Raw genomic sequence first — 18,196 nt, 5'->3', positions numbered from 1 at the left:
GCTGCTTCTGGTTGCGGTTGAGGGCTGATTACACAATACACTACCCATCACCCCGAACCTCACCCCGGGCTTCTCTGCAAAGAGAAACCCGGGGTGAGGTTTTGCCCGAACAAAAACTGCATGTCCGTTCTGACCGCTCCCCAACGGGGCACCCTCGAAAACACCGTCATCAAAGCCCGCAAAGTGGCCGAAACGGGGGCACGCAATGCCCTGGCGGCCCTGGCCGTGGACCAGGCCGAGCCTTTCGGCCACCTCGACGCGGGCGGACGAGAGTTGCGGGTGCGCCTGCGGGCGAAGGGGCGGCTACTGGGCGATGCCCGCGCCACCGACGGCCGCCAGCCACTGGACTACCTGAGCACCGAGTTGGCCTACGAGTACTGGCACCGGATGCTGTTTGCCCGGTTTCTAGAAGCCAACCACCTGCTGATGTACGACGGCGTGAGCGTGACGCTGGAAGACGTAGCCGAGCTGGGCCCCGAAGATGGCTACGCCGACAAATGGAGCGCCGCCGGGGCCTACGCCTCGCGGATGCTGCCGGCCATCTTCCGGCCCGAAGACCCGCTGCTGCAGGTGAGCTTCGCGCCCGACGACCGGATTGCGTTGGAAAGCCTGCTGGAAAAGCTGGAGGAAGCCATTTTCACGGCCGACGATGCCCTGGGCTGGGTGTACCAGTTCTGGCAGACGGAGCGCAAAGCGGAGATAAACGCCAGCGGCGACAAGATTGACGGGGCCCGGCTGCCGGCCGTGACGCAGCTCTTCACCGAGCCCTACATGGTGCATTTCCTGCTCGACAACACGCTCGGCGCGTGGTGGGTGGCCCGCCACCCCGGCGAAAAGCCCCCCGTGCGCCTCGACTACCTGCGCCGCCTGCCCGATGGCCAGCCGGCTGCTGGCACCTTCGCAGGCTGGCCCGCCACCACGGCCGAGGTAACCCTGCTGGACCCCTGCATGGGCTCGGGCCATTTTGTAGCCGCCGCCTTCCCCATGCTGGCCCGGCTGCGGATGCACGAGGAGAAAATCAGCGCCGAAGAAGCCACCGACCGGGTGCTGACCGACAACCTGCACGGCCTGGAGCTGGATACCCGCTGCACCCAGATTGCCGCCTTCAACCTCGCCCTCACCGCTTGGAAATTCTGCGGCGGTTACCGGCCCCTGCCAGCCCTGAACCTGGCGTGTAGCGGTGTGGCTCCTACAGGCAAAGTGGAAGATTGGATGCGCCTGGCAGGCACCGATGGACGGCTGCGCAACGGCATGAAACGCCTCTATGACTTGTTTCAAAAAGCACCGGAGCTAGGTTCCTTAATTGACCCATCCACGCAAGATGCCGATATGCTCACTGCCTCTTTCGACGAGTTGCGCCCAGTGCTGGAAACCGTTATTGCCCAGGAGCAGGCCCAGCACGACGACGAGCAAATGGAACGGGGCGTAGTAGCCCAAGGCATTGCGCTAGCTGGTAAAATGCTAGCGCAGAAGTACACGTTGCTGATTACTAATGTGCCGTATTTGTCGCGAGGCAAACAAGCTGATAGTTTGGCAAACTACTGTGACCTGCACTATAAAGCAGCTAAGGGGGATTTAGCAACCGTTTTCCTGGAGCGTATGCTTAAGTCCGCTGTGAAAGGCGGTTTGGCTTGCTCTGTAATCCCTCAAAACTGGCTGTTTCTGACTTCCTATAAGAAGTACCGCGAGTGGCTTCTGAAGAACAAGTCTTGGAGTATTGTAGCGAGGCTTGGAGCTAAAAGCTTTCAAACGCCAATGTGGGACTTTAATGTTATGCTAATCAGTCTTGTAAACACGCCACCATCTTCAAACACATCCTTCCTTGGAATTGATGTTTCAAAAGAACCTAGCGCTGCTTTAAAAGATGATACGCTAAAAATTTCCGTTCCTACAGAAGTTAATCAAGCTCAGCAACTCAGAAACCCTGATGCCCGTGTAACATTTGATGACCATGTACATTCTGAGCTGCTGAATGAGTATTCTAAATCTACTAAAGGGATTTCAACTGGAGATGACCCTATTTTCATCAGAAACTTTTGGGAATTAATCTCTTTTGATTCTAAATGGGAGCCGTACCAGTCAACCCCTAGCAGTAAGAATACATGGAATGGCTTTAATTATGCTATTTATTTTGAGTCAGGGAAAGGTAAGCTTCGTGCATTTGCTAAAGCTCAGAAACCTGATAGACATATGGATTTGCGAGGGCAACATATTTGGAACAAGAAGGGAGTAGCCATAGGAATAATGAGTGAACTACCATGTTCATTTTACCTAGGAAATAAGTTTGATGCAAATGTGGGCATGATTGTTCCACTCGATGAATCGCATCTCCCTGCCATTTGGAGCTTTTGTTCTTCAGATGAGTTCCGTAAGAGTGTCCGTCGCATAGACCAGAAAATAAGTGTAACTACAGCTACATTAGCCAAAGTCCCTTTCGACCTAGCCCACTGGCAGAAAGTAGCCGAAGACCAATACCCCAACGGCCTGCCCCTACCCTACAGCGATGACCCGACGCAGTGGCTGTTCCACGGCCACCCAGAGCCCAGCACCGCCCCGCTGCAGGTAGCGCTGGCACGGCTGCTCGGCTACCGCTGGCCCGCTGAAACCGATGCCGACATGGAGCTGGCCCCAGAAGCCCGCGCCCACCTGGCCGCCATCCAGCAGTACGACCACCTCACCGACCGCGACGGCATCGTGTGCCTGCCCCCCGTGAACGGCGAGCCCGCCGCCGCTGAAGCCCTGCGAACCTACCTGCAGGCCGTGTACGGAGCGGCCTACACTACCACCACGCTGGAAACGCTGCTGGGCCGCGAAGGCGCCAAGGGCAACCTGGACAAGTGGCTGCGCGAGGAGTTTTTCGCCCAGCACTGCAAGCTGTTTCAGCAGCGCCCCTTCCTGTGGCACATCTGGGACGGCCGCCCCGACGGCTTCAGCGCCATCGTCAACTACCACCAGCTCACCCGCGAGGGCCTGCAAAAGCTCATCTACACCTACCTCGGCGACTGGCTGCGGCAGTGCGAGCAGCAGGTGAAGCGCAATGAAAGCGGAGCCGATGGCCGCCTGCTGGCCGCCCAGGCCCTCGACCGCAAGCTCAAAGCCATTCAGGCCGGCGAAAGCCCCTACGACATCTTCGTGCGCTGGAAGCCCCTGGCCCAGCAGCCCATGGGCTGGGAGCCCGACCTCAACGACGGCGTGCGCCTGAACATCCGCCCCTTCATGGAAGCCGAAGTGCTGCGCCGCAAGCCCGCCATCAAGTGGGGCACCGACCGGGGCAAAAACCCCGCCTCCTCCCCCTGGGGCGAGCTGCGCGACAACGACTTGCACTTTACGCTGGCCGAAAAGCGCGCCGCCCGCGACGCCGCCGAAAGCCAGAAGAAGCCCTCTTAGTCATCCTGGTTTTCCCCTGATTCATTCGCTTCACCGCTCCGTAGCCCACTGCGCCCTCCATGCCCCCCAAGCTCACCCTGAAAGACAAAGTACTGGCCAGCCTGCGCGAGGTAGCCCAGCACAACAGCAGCAGCATGGTGCCGCCGGAGGTAATTCTGTGGCCCGACCCCGAACGGCAGTGGGAGGCCGTGCTGCCCCTGCTGCGCCCGGTGCTGCCTGAGCTGCTGACCTTGGGAGACTACAAAGCCGACCTCCGGCAAGGCCCGGCGGTTTGGCTGAAGTGCATGGTAGCCCGCACGCTCCCCACCGCCGACTGGGCGGCCGGCACCATACCGGTTATCTACCTACCTGGCATTTCCAAGAAAGACCTTCGCACGCCCGAGCCGCAGGGCCTGCAGCTGGCCCCGCTGCGCGAATACCAGTTCACGGGCGTCGTCTGGCTGCAGGACAACGGTAAGGAGTGGACCATCAGCGCCTTCATCCAGAATCCCGGCAGTGGCCAGGGCCGCCGCACCGCCACGGACACCGCCACTAAAGACACCCTGCTGCACGCGCTGCCCTGGCTGTTTGAGGAAAGCGAAACGCTCTACGGCAAGGGCACCCTCGATGCCGGCCACGTGCTGGCCGCTCTGTTCCCCGACGAGCCCGCTTGCGTGCTGCGCTGGCTGGAAGAAGGCGACGCCTACCTGGCCGGACTGGAGCCGGGCCGCCAGGCCCTGTTCCGCACCCTCTGCGAAACCCGCTACGACTTCACGCCCGAGGCCAACCAGCGCCTGGCAGTAGCCCAGCAGCTGGGCATTCGGCGGCAGGCCGTGTGGCAGCCCGTGTGGCAGCATTTCACGCACGCCCCGCACAAGTTCAAAGAGCTGCCGGCCCTGCTCCGACAAGCCCAACCGCCTGGCTTAGGCGGCATGCTCACCACCAACCCCGAAAGCTGGCCTCAGGTAAACGAGGACCAGGAAACCGTGCTGCGCCAGGGCTTGCTGAAGGCCGCCACTCAGCTGCCGCCCGCCGCCGCTGCCCAGCTCACAGCCTTGGAGGCTGCTCACGGTATGCGCCGCGCCTGGGTATGGGCCGATTTGCAACTCGCTCCGCTGGCGCAGGCTCTACCGCACCTGCTGCACCTGGTGCAAGTAGCCACCGGCCCCGTCCCCAACCACGACCTGACCAAGTTGCGGCACTATTACGAGCAGCAGGGCTACCTAGCCGATCAAGCCATGCGCCTTGCCCTGGCCACCGTGAGCACCGGCCCCGACAAGGAAGCAGTGCAGGCAGTTGTTCGGCTAGTTTACCAGCCCTGGCTGGAAATGGTAACCGAACGGTTTCAGCAGCTGCTGCGCGCCGACGCCAGTGCACTGCTACCCAGCAGTGTGCCGCCGTCCACCGAGGAAGGGTTTGTGCTGTTCGTGGATGCCTTCCGGCTGGAAGTGGCTCAAGAATTTGTCGCGCAACTCCGCCAGCAAGGCTACGAGGTGGAGCTGACCACAGCATGGTCGGCCCTACCCAGTGTGACGCCCACGGCCAAAGCCTGGTCGTCGCCGCTGGCCGGCATCGTTTCTCGTCAAAGTGCGGTGGCCGACTTCGTGCCCCAGCTATCCGATTCCGGCAAGGTGCTGAACACAGCCAACTTTCGCGGCGCGTTGCCCCAGGTGGGCTACTCCTACCTGTCTCTCGGCACCGCCCCGCAGAGTGGGCAGCGCTACTGGCAGGAAATCGGCGATGTGGACACCAAGGGCCATGAGGAACAGGCAGGCATTGTGCACCGCATTCCGGAGCTACTGCGTCGGGTGAAGGAAGCCGTTGACCGGGCCCTGGAGGGCGGAGCCCCGCGCATCCGCTTGGTTACCGACCACGGCTGGCTACTGCTGCCGGGCGGCCTGCCTAAGGAGCAGCTTTCAAAAGACCTGGTAGATACCCGCTGGGGCCGCTGCGCTCTGCTCAAGCCCGGAGCATCTTCATCCTTGCTGCAGCTGCCTTGGAGCTGGAACCCTAATGAGTTTATCACCTACGCGCCGGGCATTTCTTTCTTCAAGGCCAACGTGGAATTTGCCCACGGGGGACTTTCCCTGCACGAATGCCTCGTGCCGGTGCTCACCATCAGCAAAGCCGGTACCATTACAACAGCCGTAACAGGCAAGCTAACGCAGCAGAAATGGACTAATCTGCGCTGCAATGTGGTGGTGGAAGATGCGCCCGATGGAGCTACCGTTGACCTACGCACTACCCTAACGGATGCCAACGCTACGCTGTTGGTTCACCGACCGAAAGCTGTTGCCGGGGGCAAGGCGTCGCTTTATGTGGAGGATGATGTGATGGGCCAACCGGCTATCATTGTACTGCTTGGCCCCGACGGTACCATTCTGGATAAACAGTCCACGCTGGTGGGCGGCTGATATAGTTACTTTCATTTTATGGCTTGGACGAATCCCACCCTTTCCACTGCTCAGTTGCCGTATGTTCCTTTCCAAACGGTATCTACCGTTGGCGAATGCTACGCTGCTTACGTGGAGCCTTATCTGCCTGCTCCTGACGTGGTACAGCACTGGAATGAGCTGCTGTTAGCATACGTCGCGCAGCCGCAAGCCATTGTATTTATTCGCCGCTACGCTACGTATGCTCAAAAGCAGCGTGACACCCTACGGCGGGGATTTCTCACGCTCGACCCCACGGGTTTCGGCTACGTTTACTGTGATAATTCTATTGCGCAGCTCATTTTTGCGCAGGCCTTATCTGGCCGCAAGCCCACGCTCGCGGAGCTTAACGCAGCCATTGCCGATCGTTCTTTTCCCGTTTCCACCATCCTGTCTGGTTTGGAGCGTCAGCAGCTAACCTTCGGGCTAGCACCCTCACCGCAGCTCGGCCGGCGTGGCTGGAAACTCTCGCACCTGCACTCAGTAAACGGAGGCTACGACTTCGACTATCAGAGCACCTGCCAGCATTTATTCCCGCGTGGCCACTACGCCTGGTGGGGTACCCCAGACCATATATACCGCCTAGATAGTCCTGTTAGCCCTGACGACCGGGAGAAGATGGTGGCACATTTTCTACGCACCGTACACCCAGCTAACTATTTTCTCAGCCCTGGCCGCCGACACCAAGCCGGCGCTGATGTGGGCGAAAATCCGTTGTTACTAGCTTTCGTGAACGAACAATTTCAACAACGGTACGGCTCATTAATGACCGATTTGCAGGGCCCGTTTCGGGTGCCCGGCTCATTGGTATGGCCTGCGGTAACAGCTAGTACGCCGTTACAGCTGATTGTGCAGGCAAAGGCAACGGGCAAGGTAGCCAGCAAGAAACCTGTCACGGTGAAGCCTGCCGCAGATGGAGCCTCTGACCCCGTGCGCACCAGCGTATCCACATCGCACGGCCCAGTGCCCATTACGTTTGAGCCCGCCGGTGAAGCGGCGTTTAAAGCCGCACTTCTGGCGCGCAAGCAAGCAATTATTACCCTTTCGTTGCAGGATGGCAGTTCGCGTAGCGAAGAGTGGGATGCTAGCAACTTCACCGCTGATTCTTACTTGCGTGGCAATCTTCTCTCGCGGCAGTCGCTGCGACGCGCAGCCCGCACGGCGGCAGGTGTTGTGGCTATTCACGTAACTCTGGCCCCCTGATGGAACTCGACTCTATTGACCACATTGCCGCTCGCGCCTTCGAGGGCTTTATCGTGCGCAAAGACTTGCTGGAGCAATTCCGCAAAACTTACCCGGTGCCCACCTACGTCATTGAGTTTCTGCTGGGGCGCTATTGTGCCACCACCGACGAGCAGGAAATTCAGGAAGGCCTGGAGATAGTGAAGCGGCAACTGGCCGACCGCACCGTGCGGCCGGGCGAGGAAGAATACTTCAAGTCCAAAGCCCGCGAGAAAGGCTCCATCAAGCTCATTGACATCATCACCGCGAAGCTGGATGCCCGCACCGATAGCTACGTGGCCACCCTGCCCAGCCTGCGCCTGAATAACGTGCGCATCGCGCCGGAGATGGTGAACGAGAATGACCGGATGTTGACGGGCGGCTTCTATGCCGAAGTGGAGTTGGACTACGACCCCACTATTGCGCAGGAAAACAGCGGCCGGCCGTTCGGCATTGCTAGTCTGCGGCCCATTCAGCTCTCCCAGCGCAACGTGCTCAACGAGCTGTATCGGGGCCGGGAGCAGTTTACGCTGGCCGAGTGGCAGGACTTTCTGGTGCGCAGCGTGGGCATGGAGCCAGGCGGCATGAGCGAGCGGGCCAAAAACGTGCTCTTCGTGCGCATGCTGCCCTTCGTGGAACGCAACTACAACCTAGTGGAGCTGGGGCCGCGTGGTACTGGCAAGTCGCACTTATACCAACAGATTTCACCTTACTCGCACCTAGTGTCCGGCGGTAAAACTACGGTCACCAAGATGTTCGTGAATCTGAGCAACGGGGAGCGGGGCCTGGTATGCAAGTACGATGTGGTGTGCTTCGATGAAGTATCCGGCGTGAGCTTCGACCAGAAAGACGGCGTGAACATCATGAAGGGCTACATGGAAAGCGGCGAGTTCAGCCGCGGCAAGGAGCCCATTCGCGCCGATGGCGGTGTAGTGCTGGTCGGCAACTTCGACGTGGATGTGGAGCACCAACAGCGGGTGGGGCACCTGTTCGGCCCCTTGCCCAAAGAAATGCGTGACGACACGGCCTTTATGGACCGTATTCATGCCTTCGTGCCCGGCTGGGACTTCCCCAAGCTGCACAAGGCCTACTTCACCACCCACTTTGGCCTGGTCAGCGACTTTCTGGCCGAGTGCTGGACGCGTTTGCGCGACACCAGCCGGATTTCGTCCGTGCTGCCCCGGGTAGATTTCGGTGGGGCCCTGAGCGGCCGCGACACCACCGCCGTGCACAAAACCATCAACGGGCTCCTGAAACTGATGCAGCCCGACCCAGCGGCCCCCATCTCAGACGAATTGCTGGAATGGGCCGTGAAACTGGCGCTGGAATACCGCCGCCGGGTGAAAGAGCAGCAGAAGCGCATTGGCTCGGCCGAGTTTCGCAACACCCATTTCAGCTACCGCCTGGGCGTGGACGGCATCGAAACCTTCGTCACCACGCCCGAGCTGCACAGCGAGAATACCATCGGCGAAGACCCCCAGCCCCCTGGGCAGGTGTGGACACTGAACACCGGCGGCACCGATGAGCCCGCCGGCCTCTACAAGATTGAGGTCAACGTGGGTCCGGGCAGTGGGGTGAAAGTGCTCAACCGGCCGGCCCCGCCCGCTTTCCAGGAAAGCGTGCGCTTCGCCGAGCAAAACCTGTACAGCAAAGCCAAGGAGCTGCTGGGCGACCGGGAGCCTCGCGCCCACGAATTCTCGGTACAGTTACGCTCTTTTGATGCCTCCAAGAACGGCAGCGGCCTAGGGATGGGGGTGTTGATTGCCCTGTGCAGCTCGCTGCTGGAAAAGAGCACCAAGGGCGGCCTGGCTCTGGTGGGACAGCTAAACCTGGGCGGCTCAATAGACCTAGTCTATAATGCCGTCAACCTGGCGGAGCTGGCCGTGGAAAAGGGGGCCTCTACCCTGCTCATTCCGCTCAATGCCCGCAAGCAGCTCAACGACCTTTCGGATGAGATGATTACCAAAATCAACATTCAGTACTACACTGATTTGCGTGATTGTTTAATCAAAGCGCTGTTGGACTAATCTCAGGTGGCGTTACCTTTTGCATCGAAATCCATATAGAAACCTACTTAAATCTTAATTTACCCTATAAAACACCTTTGGCCCATGAATGTAGACCTGACCGCAACCTATAAGGATGCCAGAAATTTACTCAATACTTGGAAAAGCAGATATTCTGCAAAAGAATATCCTCAAAAAGTAATTGCAAACATCTTTTATCGCAAGTATACAATTGACAAGATTTTTCCCCAGATAATCAATAACCAACACTCTGACTGGCATACAGCATACAGGGCGAACATGAATAAATATGCCGATACTGCTCAAAGGGAAATTATTCCCGTTTTGGAAAGCAATCTTTCTTCCAATAAGAAGGTCACTACAATGAAATATTCGGACTTCGAGCCATATATTGATTCGGCTTCAAAGGGTAATATTGAATCTGTAAAGTCTTTAGAGTATAGTTATTTTTTGAATAGAATCTTTGATGAACTTATAATAATATGGATATCGATGGTTAATAGTGGGATTTCTAAAACGAATGCTGTCGCGCAACTCACAAGAGCAGTGCTAGCCCCAGGGACCTCAATTAACAGTTATGCAGATATTGAAAGTGTCTTCGATCAGCTTGGGGCTGAACAATATTTGCAGTCATTAATGATGAAAGAAATGACTAATCAATTATAGGATGTCCTTATAGTTGCTGAAACAACGAACAAGTCTTATACAAATCTGGAGCTTTGTTCGTTGTTTCAGTAACTTTTGGCGCGTTCACGATAATATTGCGCTCAAATTCTGCGAATGATAACAAACAGGTTGGATACCATAGTTGTGTTGATGTGAGGCTATGATATAATGAGATAATTCTCTAGTTAGTGCTCACTAGCAACTGCCGAAATCAGGGCTGCAAAAAATGCATGAGTATCAAACCAACCAAGGCAGCTAATATCAATGCCTGTACAATAAGCTGCTGCTGGCCTGAATTCTTGTTTTGCACGCTCATCGTATCCAACGCAGTTTGAATCTCTCTCTGCTGTTTCTGTTGGTTTTCTTGTAGCTGTGCTAGTCCCTTGCTAAGGTCGGCTTGTTGTTGTTGCGATGAGCTTAGAGCTTCCTGCCGGATTGTCAGCAAGCTGGATTCAACCAGTTTATTTTGAGCCTCTGCCGTAGCCTCCAGCTTGCCAAAACTGCCTGCCGCCGCTTTATTGCCAGTTGTAATGCCGCCCAAAATCTCCTGCTGCCAGGATTCAATACCTTCCAGCTTAGTCAGGAATTTCGCTGCGTTCATGGCTTCGGCAAATGCCGTGATGCGGCCCGTAGCCACTTGCAGCTGATTGGTTACTGCGCTTAGCTCGTCGTGTTGGCTTCGGGTATTCTTTTGTAGAGTCTCAATGGCTTGATGCAGTAGCTTGAGCTCTGTCTGCATTTGCTGGTCTAGCAAAGTTGCCCAGGCCTGGGAAGCCTTTTGTAGCACTTCCTGCTGTTCGCTCAAGCCGCGCGTATGCTGCTCTTTTATCTCTGCCAGTAATAGTGGCTGCCGCTCAAGAACCTTATTTATAACTTCCTGAACGTCAGTCCCAGCTTGTCTGAGACTATCTAGCTGTCTGGTGGCTTCATTGCCGGTGCGCTGAACAAGGTCGTCTAAATGAGCCCGAAGTAAATTCGCCTGCTCTCCCAGGCTTGCCTGGTGCTGCTGTCCTAATTGCTCAACAAGCTCCCGCTGAGCTTCTACCACATGCCTGCTCGCGTCGACGGCATCTGTAGCTGCCTGCTGATTTTGCTGGGAATTCTGGTGGGCCTTCTCAATCTCCTTGGTAGCAGAATCTAATTTGCCAAGTTTCTCTTTAAGCTCTTCTAGTAGTGGTAAAGCAGCGGTAAATGCAGTGGACATGAATTGCGAGTTAATGCGTGAGCGCCGAAGAAGGTGTGATATTGCAGAAGCGGGTGGTGAAGTCTGTCAGCCAGCGGGTGTGCAGTTGAAGCTGTAAGGGTTCTTCGATGTTGGCAGTAACATAATCGCCAATGCGTATATCGTAGCGCCCGGTTTCCAGAGCGAATTTCTGCACAAAGGCGACCAGTTCAGTGAGCGTCATTGTGCCTAGCCTATCATAGTTTAAGAATCCTTCGAACAATTGTTTCTGTGCTGATTCAATTAATGAATTAACACGGTCCTCCGGGTGCTTGGTAAGTTCCAGAAATAGTGTTGAGAAGGCTCCCAGAAGCAGAAGGGCACCATTGTGCGGTGAAGCGACAAGTAGGCGGGAGCAGGCTCCGCGAAGGTGCTTGATGTTGTCCCGCTCTTTTCCTGTAAGGTCAGGTGGGCTCGCCATGAATCTCAGGTATTTCCAAATAAGGTCTTGGTCGAAATGCTTACCTTCTAATGTGTCTGTTGGCAAATATTTCTGACGGGCATACTTGGAGTTGAAATAAAGATCGAAATGTTCGCTCAAATTATAGTTGGGATTTGAGCCTAGCTTGCACGCATCCCCCATATCGAGAATTGACCGTTCACGCTTCGCTCTAATTTCGGTATCATTGAAGTTGAGTAGGGCCCCAATGTATTTCTCGATGAGGCTTTTGCCTTTCTGCTCCTCTACAACGGCCTCCGCCTGGGCCTTGGCGCTTTCTGGGGTAGTGTAGCGGGCCAGATACCGTTGGAAGGTGTCGCGTAGCTCATCAGGCGTCTGTTTAGGCGCTAGTACTACTCTGAACGTCTTCTCGGTGTACTGAATGGTATAATCTTCTATAACCCCAAGCAGGCAAAGCCGGTGGATAGCGCGGGCCGTATCCGCTTCAAGCCGTATCCGCTCGTGTTTCTTAACAAACAGCTTAACTAACTCGGCTGGCATTCCCTGTTGGCCTGTAGGACTGGTAACGTCCCGGCCGGCAGCATTGGCAAACCCATCCCCGCTGGTGGCACCTGCATGTTTCTCAAGCTCCTTCTCGGTGAAATGAACATTAAACCTAACTGCGTCTTGACAAAGCTCCCAAATGGTACCATTGCAAAAGCCGATGGTTAACTCGCCGGGATGCTCACCATCCTTCACGCGTTCCAGTCGAGGAAGAATACCTTCGATAGTGCCGGGGGCTACTCCGCCACCCAGTGCCTCCACCAACGCCCTTGAGGTGATTCGGGCTTCTTGCGGCAAGCTCATTAAATAGCCAACGGCAGTATTAACTACTCTATTTAATAACGCAGAGTCAGCTGCCGGTTCTTTGTCTTCAATGTAACCAAGCAGATTTTGGGGATTTGAAACAACTATGCGCCCATACTTCGCACCGTTGGCATCTTGCAGGTAAAGAGCTTCAGGCCCTTTTGCGCCTTTCCGAGTATAGAGCCGCGCAGTGATTTCCTTTTCCGGGAATACATCACTTAAAAGAGCATTGAGTGCGCTGCACTCCCGCGATGGGAAGGTAATTAGGGTCAATAGCTCGTGCAGTACCCGCACTTCCTGATTACGCGCCTTGAAGGAGCGCTCGAAAAAGAAATTATTCGTCTCGAAATCTACCGTAGGATGGTAGAGAATATAATTGAGCGCAACCGCTCGGTCGCGGCCGGCTCGCCCGGCTTCTTGCACAAAGCTTTCGATGGAGCCAGGATAGCCGTAATGCACGGTAAAGCGCACGTTCGGTTTGTCGATTCCCATACCAAATGCCTTAGTGGCGACCATTACATTCAGTTCGCTGTTGACAAACCGAGTCTGCATTTTCTGCATTTTCAACTGGTCCTCATCCTTGGTGGCGCTGTCATCATCGGAGCCCATAAAGTAGCCTGTTTCCAATTTCAGGCCTTTTTTACTGAGTGCTTCCAGGTTCGCATGTACCTGTCGCACGCCAATTACGCCATTCTTGTGCGGGCAAAAGATGAGGCCTGCCTGCGCCAATTTATTAGTCCCAGGGGCTAATGCATAGAACCCAGCTGGCCATTCCGCGAACGGAGGTGGAGGCGTAAATGCGGGTAAAGCATTGCTTTCTAGCGACTCATCGGCAACAGGAATGAAGGACGGCTGTCCATTCAACGCGAGTAAGGAGTTAGGTATCTCCGCCAACAATTTTTCTAGGCGCTCATGCTTAGCGTTGCCTACGTCCTTGCTATTTACTTCTACTGGCTCTTTGTCCTCTCCATCTTCTCTGTCTTCCCCTTCTTCCTGAATATTATCCATTACTGGCACTATTCGCACATGCAGCTCGGGCCGGGCCATGGTTGCTGTTCGAATGATAGCCGACTGGTCTTCATCCAAGTGTAACTCCCGCTGTACGTCCGCTAGCACGTCGAACGAGGCCGTAGCGGTAAGCCCATACAGGGGCACGTTTTTGCCGGAATAGGTGCCACAAAAGCGACGGGCATTCTCACCCAGCTTCAGATAGGGTGTGCGGAAGTCGTGTCCCCATTCGGATACGCAGTGCGCTTCGTCAATCACGCAGTAACTAAAGCCTACCCGCGGTGTTGACTTCCGCATTTGGTCGAGGTGGTCTCGGAAATCTTCTTTGATAACCAGCCGTTCGGGTGATACGAAGAGTAACAGCAGTTCTCCTTCACGCAGCTGACGGAGTCGGTAATCTTTGAGCGAACGACCAATGACGGAGCTATTTAGGTAGGTAACGCCATCAATCCAGTTGCGAACTAGGCCTTCGTACTGGTCCTGCATCAGCGACTTGATAGGCGTTACAACGAGGGCAACGCCGGGCTGCAGCAACACCGCCAGCTGAAAGGTGAGGGATTTGCCACCACCCGTTGGCAACAGGCCCAGAACACTTTTTCCCTGCAAGCCCCGGCTAATAATAGGAAGCTGTCCCTGTCGCAGGGACCGCTTGCGAAAGATGTCCTGTACCAGGGATTCTAGAATACGACACCGCTCCTTTTGGTCATCCGTATTCTCTGTATACGACTCATTAGCCGGGTCGTAGTCTACTAGTGCGGGATACTCTATTAACGGAGCCGAGCGGAAACGACGAGCCCGGCGGGCACTGTGGGCTGTGCGTATTGTCAGGCATTTAGTGCCAACCAGCACGGATGCTTGCGAGAAACCCGGTCGCTGCAAAATCGATACATCGAGCAGTAAATCGTAGTTGTCGTCGGCACTCGGCGCAATGCCGGTCTCCATAACAACCGTCCCAGGATGGGTTAAGTGCGTTGGCTGAGGAAATTCTTCAGACGGAAAGACATGAAGCTCAATAGTTGGCACTACTCGTAGTTTCCCTTCCAGCTTATAAAGACGTTCGAGAAGTTCCAACAGCAGAGCAACGCCTTGCTGGGCGCAAGGCACGTCGCGTTCAAGAATAGCCAAGCGCAGTGGCCGGGTTGAATCTCCAGCGAGGATTGGTAGCCTTTGGGGAGGAATGGTGCCGTTCATCAGCGCCTCCAACAGGGTGCGTTGCACCCGAGCCACTGCTAAAGGCCCCAAGGTTAGTTGCAATGCCTGTAGGCCTTCAGCTGTTTTTAGTAGCGACTGGTGGTAATTGGCACTAAGCTGGAGGAAATAAGGGTGCTTACCCACGATTTCGCGTAGAGGAGCCATACACTGCGTGGCGTCGACAAATCTCTTATCTGCCACAGGCAGGCGTATCGGAAACCAGTTGGCTGCCAGGGCCGCACTGTCGCGTCGGTTGTCTTTTTGTGCTTGTGCATCCTCAAGGTGATGCGGGCCGTCCACTTCCAAGACTACGCCCACAACTCGGTTGGGCCACAGGTATTGGCTACCCTCCGGTTTCATCCCGGCATTTTCAGGCTGCCATGAATAAGGAAAGGCGATGGTGAAGTCGGCTGCCTGAGCCACAAAATCGCCGAGCCGTACTTCTCTCTCCTTGCGCAGGTGTTCGGCTTCGTTAGCGCTCCAATTCAATAGCCCTGGAAGTTGAGTTTGGGGCTGTAGAAGTTGCGTTAGGTACGCGTCGCCGCCTTGGTCAGGCAATAGCAGTGCGGCGAAATCCTGCTCTGCTTTGCTGTCAAGTGATCCATCGGTACGCCAACGCTCTATTTGTTGATTTAAGGCCGAGCCTGGTTGAAGCCTTGGGTCAAGGGGATGTAGCGCCCGCCACAGTAGCCCTGCCCACCCGGCGCTGTTGTCCATCTCGGGCAAAATGAACCGCAGGCTTCCCCGCTCGTCAATTGCATTGAAATCAAGTTGACCGGACTCATTAAGCCAGTTTGTCTTAGCCGGCCAATTTTCGGAAAGGACTGCGGCGGCTAGGCTTAGTGGGGCCCGGGTCGGTAGTCCGCGCATCATCAGATTGGTCGCCACGGACCAGATCGCATAAGGAGCTACTGCATCGTATTCAGGGGCTGCAGCATTGAAGGCTGTGTTACCGTGCACCTCAAACCACGATAATTCATGGAGTAGACTTTGTAGCTCTTCCTTAGCCCTTACGCTATTAGCAGCTGCTCCTTTAAGTAGTAATGATTCTAATTCTTCAATAAAATAACCTGCTTGTAACTGCATGATGAACAGTGGCAAATAGAGAAGTAACTTGGTAGCCCGCAATGCGATTTTACATTGCGGGCTACCAAGTTACTTCTCTAAATCTAATTGAAGATGGAAATGTAGATCAAGCTGGTATTCTCGGGCAAACCTTACCCTGGCCACCCAGCCTTTACTGCAGGCGGCCTATACGAACTCTGACCACTCTGCCTCCTTGCAGAAGATATTATACGAGGATGCAGCCCTACGCTTCATGGATTTGACCAAGGTCTCTTTCTCGGCTGATCTAGCTCAGCAGACAGTTCTCTTCCTGCAGCAAGCAGCCGATGCCCGCTATGGGATGCGCTTTTAGCGTACCCTATTCGCTCCAAAGTACAGGAGGATACCTGTGATAAACAAGAAGCTGGAGCCGACAAGGTAGTGACTGGGTACTTTGTACAATGTTCTTATTTCACCTTCAGCCCTTCGTATATGGAACTGCTCATCACCACCCTACCCCAACTTGAACAATTAATCTCGCGTCTCTTAGACAAGCAACTCCTCGCGCTTGAGAAGCTCCTTCGCACAAGTTCTGGGACTACTCCTGCATTTACAGTCGCCGAGGCAGAGTATTTGTCGACTAACCAGGCCCTCGAATTCCTACATCTTTCGAAGCCGACACTAAATAAGCTGCGCCGGCAAGGCCTGGTGCATAGCTATGCAGTGAGCAATAAACGGGTGCTGTATGCCCGGCAGGAATTGGTGCAGTATCTACAGAGCCGTGCTCGCTAGCAGTTCGTCGTAGGCACCCATTAGAAATCTGCTTGGCCGCTCTTTTCTCATCCTCTTTTTTGGCGTCGGGAAACACTACACATTACGGAATATGTGTTTATAGTCATTTCTCCGTGTAAATCAGTGGTTTTTCAGCCTTTTACACTGTTACTGACCGCTTTTTTCTATAAAATTCACCGGTGAGACCTCCGGTGCTCCAACCGGTGAGACCTCCGGTGACTCCACCGGTTGTTCCCACTTTTCAGGGCGGAAAGGCAAAAATGGCGTTTCCGGCTAACTTACCGGTTTGACCTAGTGGCCCACGACCTTATTCCAGTACTTAAAAACCCTGTTTCCAGCTAACTGGCCGGTGCAGCACCGGTGGCTTAGGCAAACAAAGCCTTCACGGTGCTTCGTTTGCCTATCCTACGAGTGAGTATGGTCTATTGGATCAGCCATATACGCTCACTTTGCGGGCCCAAAGTAACCTCCTATTTTAACCTGCTACGCCTCGTCCCGAGCAGCCGAGAAGCTGCGCCGGCAGGGCGATGCGGCTCACCTAATGACCGTCTTTCTGAGCAAGAGTCGCTATGGCCTGGAGCCTCCCCCCTACTCCTACTCGGCGGTGCTGACGCTGCCGGTGGCCACCAGCGATACGGTAGAGCTGGTGCGCGTGGCCCGAGTAGCACTTAAGCGCCTCTGGCAGCCCAAGAACCGCTACACCAAAGCCGGGGTAATCCTCGATGGCGTAGAGCCCGCGAGCCAGACGCAGCTCAACCTCTTTGAGGCAGGACCATTGAGTGAGAAGCGAGCGAAGCTCATGGTGGAGCTGGATACACTGAACCGGCGCTTTGGGAAGGGCACCGTACAATTGGCAGCTTTGTCGCTATCTCCTAATCAAGGTAGAGCCCCTTGGAAAGGCAAAATACAGTGGCGCACTCCCCAGTACACGACTCGGTTAGAGGATTTGCTAATGGTTAGTTAAGCAGGCAAAAAGCCTTTATAGGCTTGATTAAAGAGCCATTGAGGAATGAAAGAATCTCCTAAGTGAAGCGTAAGAGAGGTTCGGCATTGTCTTAGCCGCATAAGCCCAACATAGCCGTAAGAAAAATGGAGCACGTTGACCGGACAAAACCCAATCAACGTGCTCCATTACGCGTTTTTAGAGTGTTTTTGCACCCTAACAAGATCCTGAATATTTCTAACCGCTACTTTGACCGGCTGTGCTACCGGTGCATTGACCGAAAAAATCACCCAACGCCATTCCGCATAATACACTATAACATTTTATAAATCAATATATTACAAGCAATACACCTAGTATACTGATATCATTGTCGTTTAAGCAATAACGGCTTATTGTATTTTTCCTTTGTTATGGTGAAAAAACTGCTGCCGCATACCCATAACAGCGCTATCTAAATCTCGTTGTTTCGCAATACCAAGAGGTGATTCGTGGCGATGAGCTTCATATTCCTGAAGGGAATAGCTTACCAACTTTGACCACTCTTGGTTAAGCTGCGATAGAGAAACAGCGTTTTCCCCGTCCTGGGGAAAGACATGTAACAGTAGTTGGAAGAAGTAGCTGAAAAACGTTTGGGATTCAGTAAGTAAATCATCAGCCTGACTGATATACCCTTTCAATCGGGCAATCTCCTGCTTTAGTTGATCAGCTTCCTGCTTGAGTTGATCAACCTCAGCTACAGCCTGGTCCTTTTCAGACTGGAAGTTCTGAATCTCTTCACGGCTCATCTCAAATAGCTCCGCCAGCTTAGTCAGCTTAGCCGGGCTTACATCTACATGCCCTTTTTCGATGCGATTGTAGTTGGCTTTAGTAGTACCAAGGTGTTGTCCAGCCTTCTCCTGTGTGATGCCTTTCAATAACCGGATGGCTCGAACTTTCTCATTAAGTGTCTGCATAAAGCAAATATAACCCAAAATATTTGTTTACTTGTTAACAAAAGTATCTATGTTTGCGTAAACTTAATCAGCCTGACAAAAT

General features: G+C 54.6%; 10 protein-coding genes. 7 read left to right on the top strand and 3 right to left on the bottom strand.

Annotated features, from left to right (window positions below):
* Positions 1-120: 120 nt before the first annotated feature.
* The 5 genes from MUN80_RS13025 (at position 121) to MUN80_RS13005 (ending at position 9,712) form a co-directional block, all read left to right on the top strand.
* Positions 121-3,387, top strand: coding sequence for an Eco57I restriction-modification methylase domain-containing protein (locus tag MUN80_RS13025; protein WP_244713419.1), 3,267 nt, complete (start codon positions 121-123; stop codon positions 3,385-3,387).
* Positions 3,388-3,446: 59 nt separating this feature from the next.
* Complete coding sequence (pglZ, locus tag MUN80_RS13020) at positions 3,447-5,780, top strand: BREX-1 system phosphatase PglZ type B (protein WP_244713417.1); 2,334 nt, start codon at positions 3,447-3,449, stop codon at positions 5,778-5,780.
* Between the two features lie 18 nt (positions 5,781-5,798).
* Positions 5,799-7,001, top strand: a complete 1,203-nt coding sequence (locus tag MUN80_RS13015) for a hypothetical protein (RefSeq protein WP_244713415.1) — start codon at positions 5,799-5,801, stop codon at positions 6,999-7,001.
* Positions 7,001-9,046: a protease Lon-related BREX system protein BrxL gene (gene brxL, locus MUN80_RS13010; protein ID WP_244713413.1), complete on the top strand. Its 2,046-nt coding sequence runs from the start codon at positions 7,001-7,003 to the stop codon at positions 9,044-9,046. The genes MUN80_RS13015 and brxL overlap by 1 nt, the downstream gene beginning before the upstream one ends.
* A gap of 84 nt (positions 9,047-9,130) precedes the next feature.
* Positions 9,131-9,712: a hypothetical protein gene (locus MUN80_RS13005; RefSeq protein WP_244713411.1), complete on the top strand. Its 582-nt coding sequence runs from the start codon at positions 9,131-9,133 to the stop codon at positions 9,710-9,712.
* 211 nt (positions 9,713-9,923) lie between these two features.
* Here the strand turns inward: MUN80_RS13005 and MUN80_RS13000 are convergent, their stop codons facing one another.
* The gene (locus tag MUN80_RS13000) at positions 9,924-10,916 is read right to left on the bottom strand and encodes a coiled-coil domain-containing protein (protein WP_244713409.1); all 993 of its coding nucleotides are present in this window, start codon (positions 10,914-10,916) and stop codon (positions 9,924-9,926) included.
* A 10-nt stretch (positions 10,917-10,926) separates the two neighbouring features.
* Entirely contained in the window at positions 10,927-15,480 is a 4,554-nt protein-coding gene (locus MUN80_RS12995; protein ID WP_244724815.1) for a DEAD/DEAH box helicase, read from the bottom strand.
* A gap of 435 nt (positions 15,481-15,915) precedes the next feature.
* On the opposite strand from MUN80_RS12995, the gene MUN80_RS12990 reads away from it, so the two are divergent.
* The gene (locus MUN80_RS12990) at positions 15,916-16,215 is read left to right on the top strand and encodes a helix-turn-helix domain-containing protein (protein WP_244724814.1); all 300 of its coding nucleotides are present in this window, start codon (positions 15,916-15,918) and stop codon (positions 16,213-16,215) included.
* Between the two features lie 472 nt (positions 16,216-16,687).
* Positions 16,688-17,179 carry a DUF4113 domain-containing protein gene (locus MUN80_RS12985; RefSeq protein WP_262922076.1) on the top strand — a complete coding sequence of 164 codons (492 nt, stop codon included), beginning with the start codon at positions 16,688-16,690 and terminating at the stop codon, positions 17,177-17,179.
* A gap of 371 nt (positions 17,180-17,550) precedes the next feature.
* Here the strand turns inward: MUN80_RS12985 and MUN80_RS12980 are convergent, their stop codons facing one another.
* Positions 17,551-18,114 carry a helix-turn-helix domain-containing protein gene (locus tag MUN80_RS12980; protein WP_244724810.1) on the bottom strand — a complete coding sequence of 188 codons (564 nt, stop codon included), beginning with the start codon at positions 18,112-18,114 and terminating at the stop codon, positions 17,551-17,553.
* Positions 18,115-18,196 lie beyond the last annotated feature (82 nt).

This window comes from Hymenobacter cellulosivorans (assembly GCF_022919135.1).
GTDB lineage: Bacteria > Bacteroidota > Bacteroidia > Cytophagales > Hymenobacteraceae > Hymenobacter > Hymenobacter cellulosivorans.
The sequence above is the reverse complement of the archived record's forward strand: the minus strand, read 5'-3'. Positions and strand labels throughout refer to the sequence as shown.

Bases quoted from the DNA above. Each gene is read 5' to 3' on its own strand.
- MUN80_RS12990 (WP_244724814.1), top strand. From the start codon at position 15,916: ATGGAACTGCTCATCACCACCCTACCCCAACTTGAACAATTAATCTCG.
- MUN80_RS13025 (WP_244713419.1), top strand. From the start codon at position 121: ATGTCCGTTCTGACCGCTCCCCAACGGGGCACCCTCGAAAACACCGTC.
- pglZ (WP_244713417.1), top strand. From the start codon at position 3,447: ATGCCCCCCAAGCTCACCCTGAAAGACAAAGTACTGGCCAGCCTGCGC.
- MUN80_RS13000 (WP_244713409.1), bottom strand. From the start codon at position 10,916: ATGTCCACTGCATTTACCGCTGCTTTACCACTACTAGAAGAGCTTAAA.
- brxL (WP_244713413.1), top strand. From the start codon at position 7,001: ATGGAACTCGACTCTATTGACCACATTGCCGCTCGCGCCTTCGAGGGC.
- MUN80_RS13015 (WP_244713415.1), top strand. From the start codon at position 5,799: ATGGCTTGGACGAATCCCACCCTTTCCACTGCTCAGTTGCCGTATGTT.
- MUN80_RS13005 (WP_244713411.1), top strand. From the start codon at position 9,131: ATGAATGTAGACCTGACCGCAACCTATAAGGATGCCAGAAATTTACTC.
- MUN80_RS12980 (WP_244724810.1), bottom strand. From the start codon at position 18,114: ATGCAGACACTTAATGAGAAAGTTCGAGCCATCCGGTTATTGAAAGGC.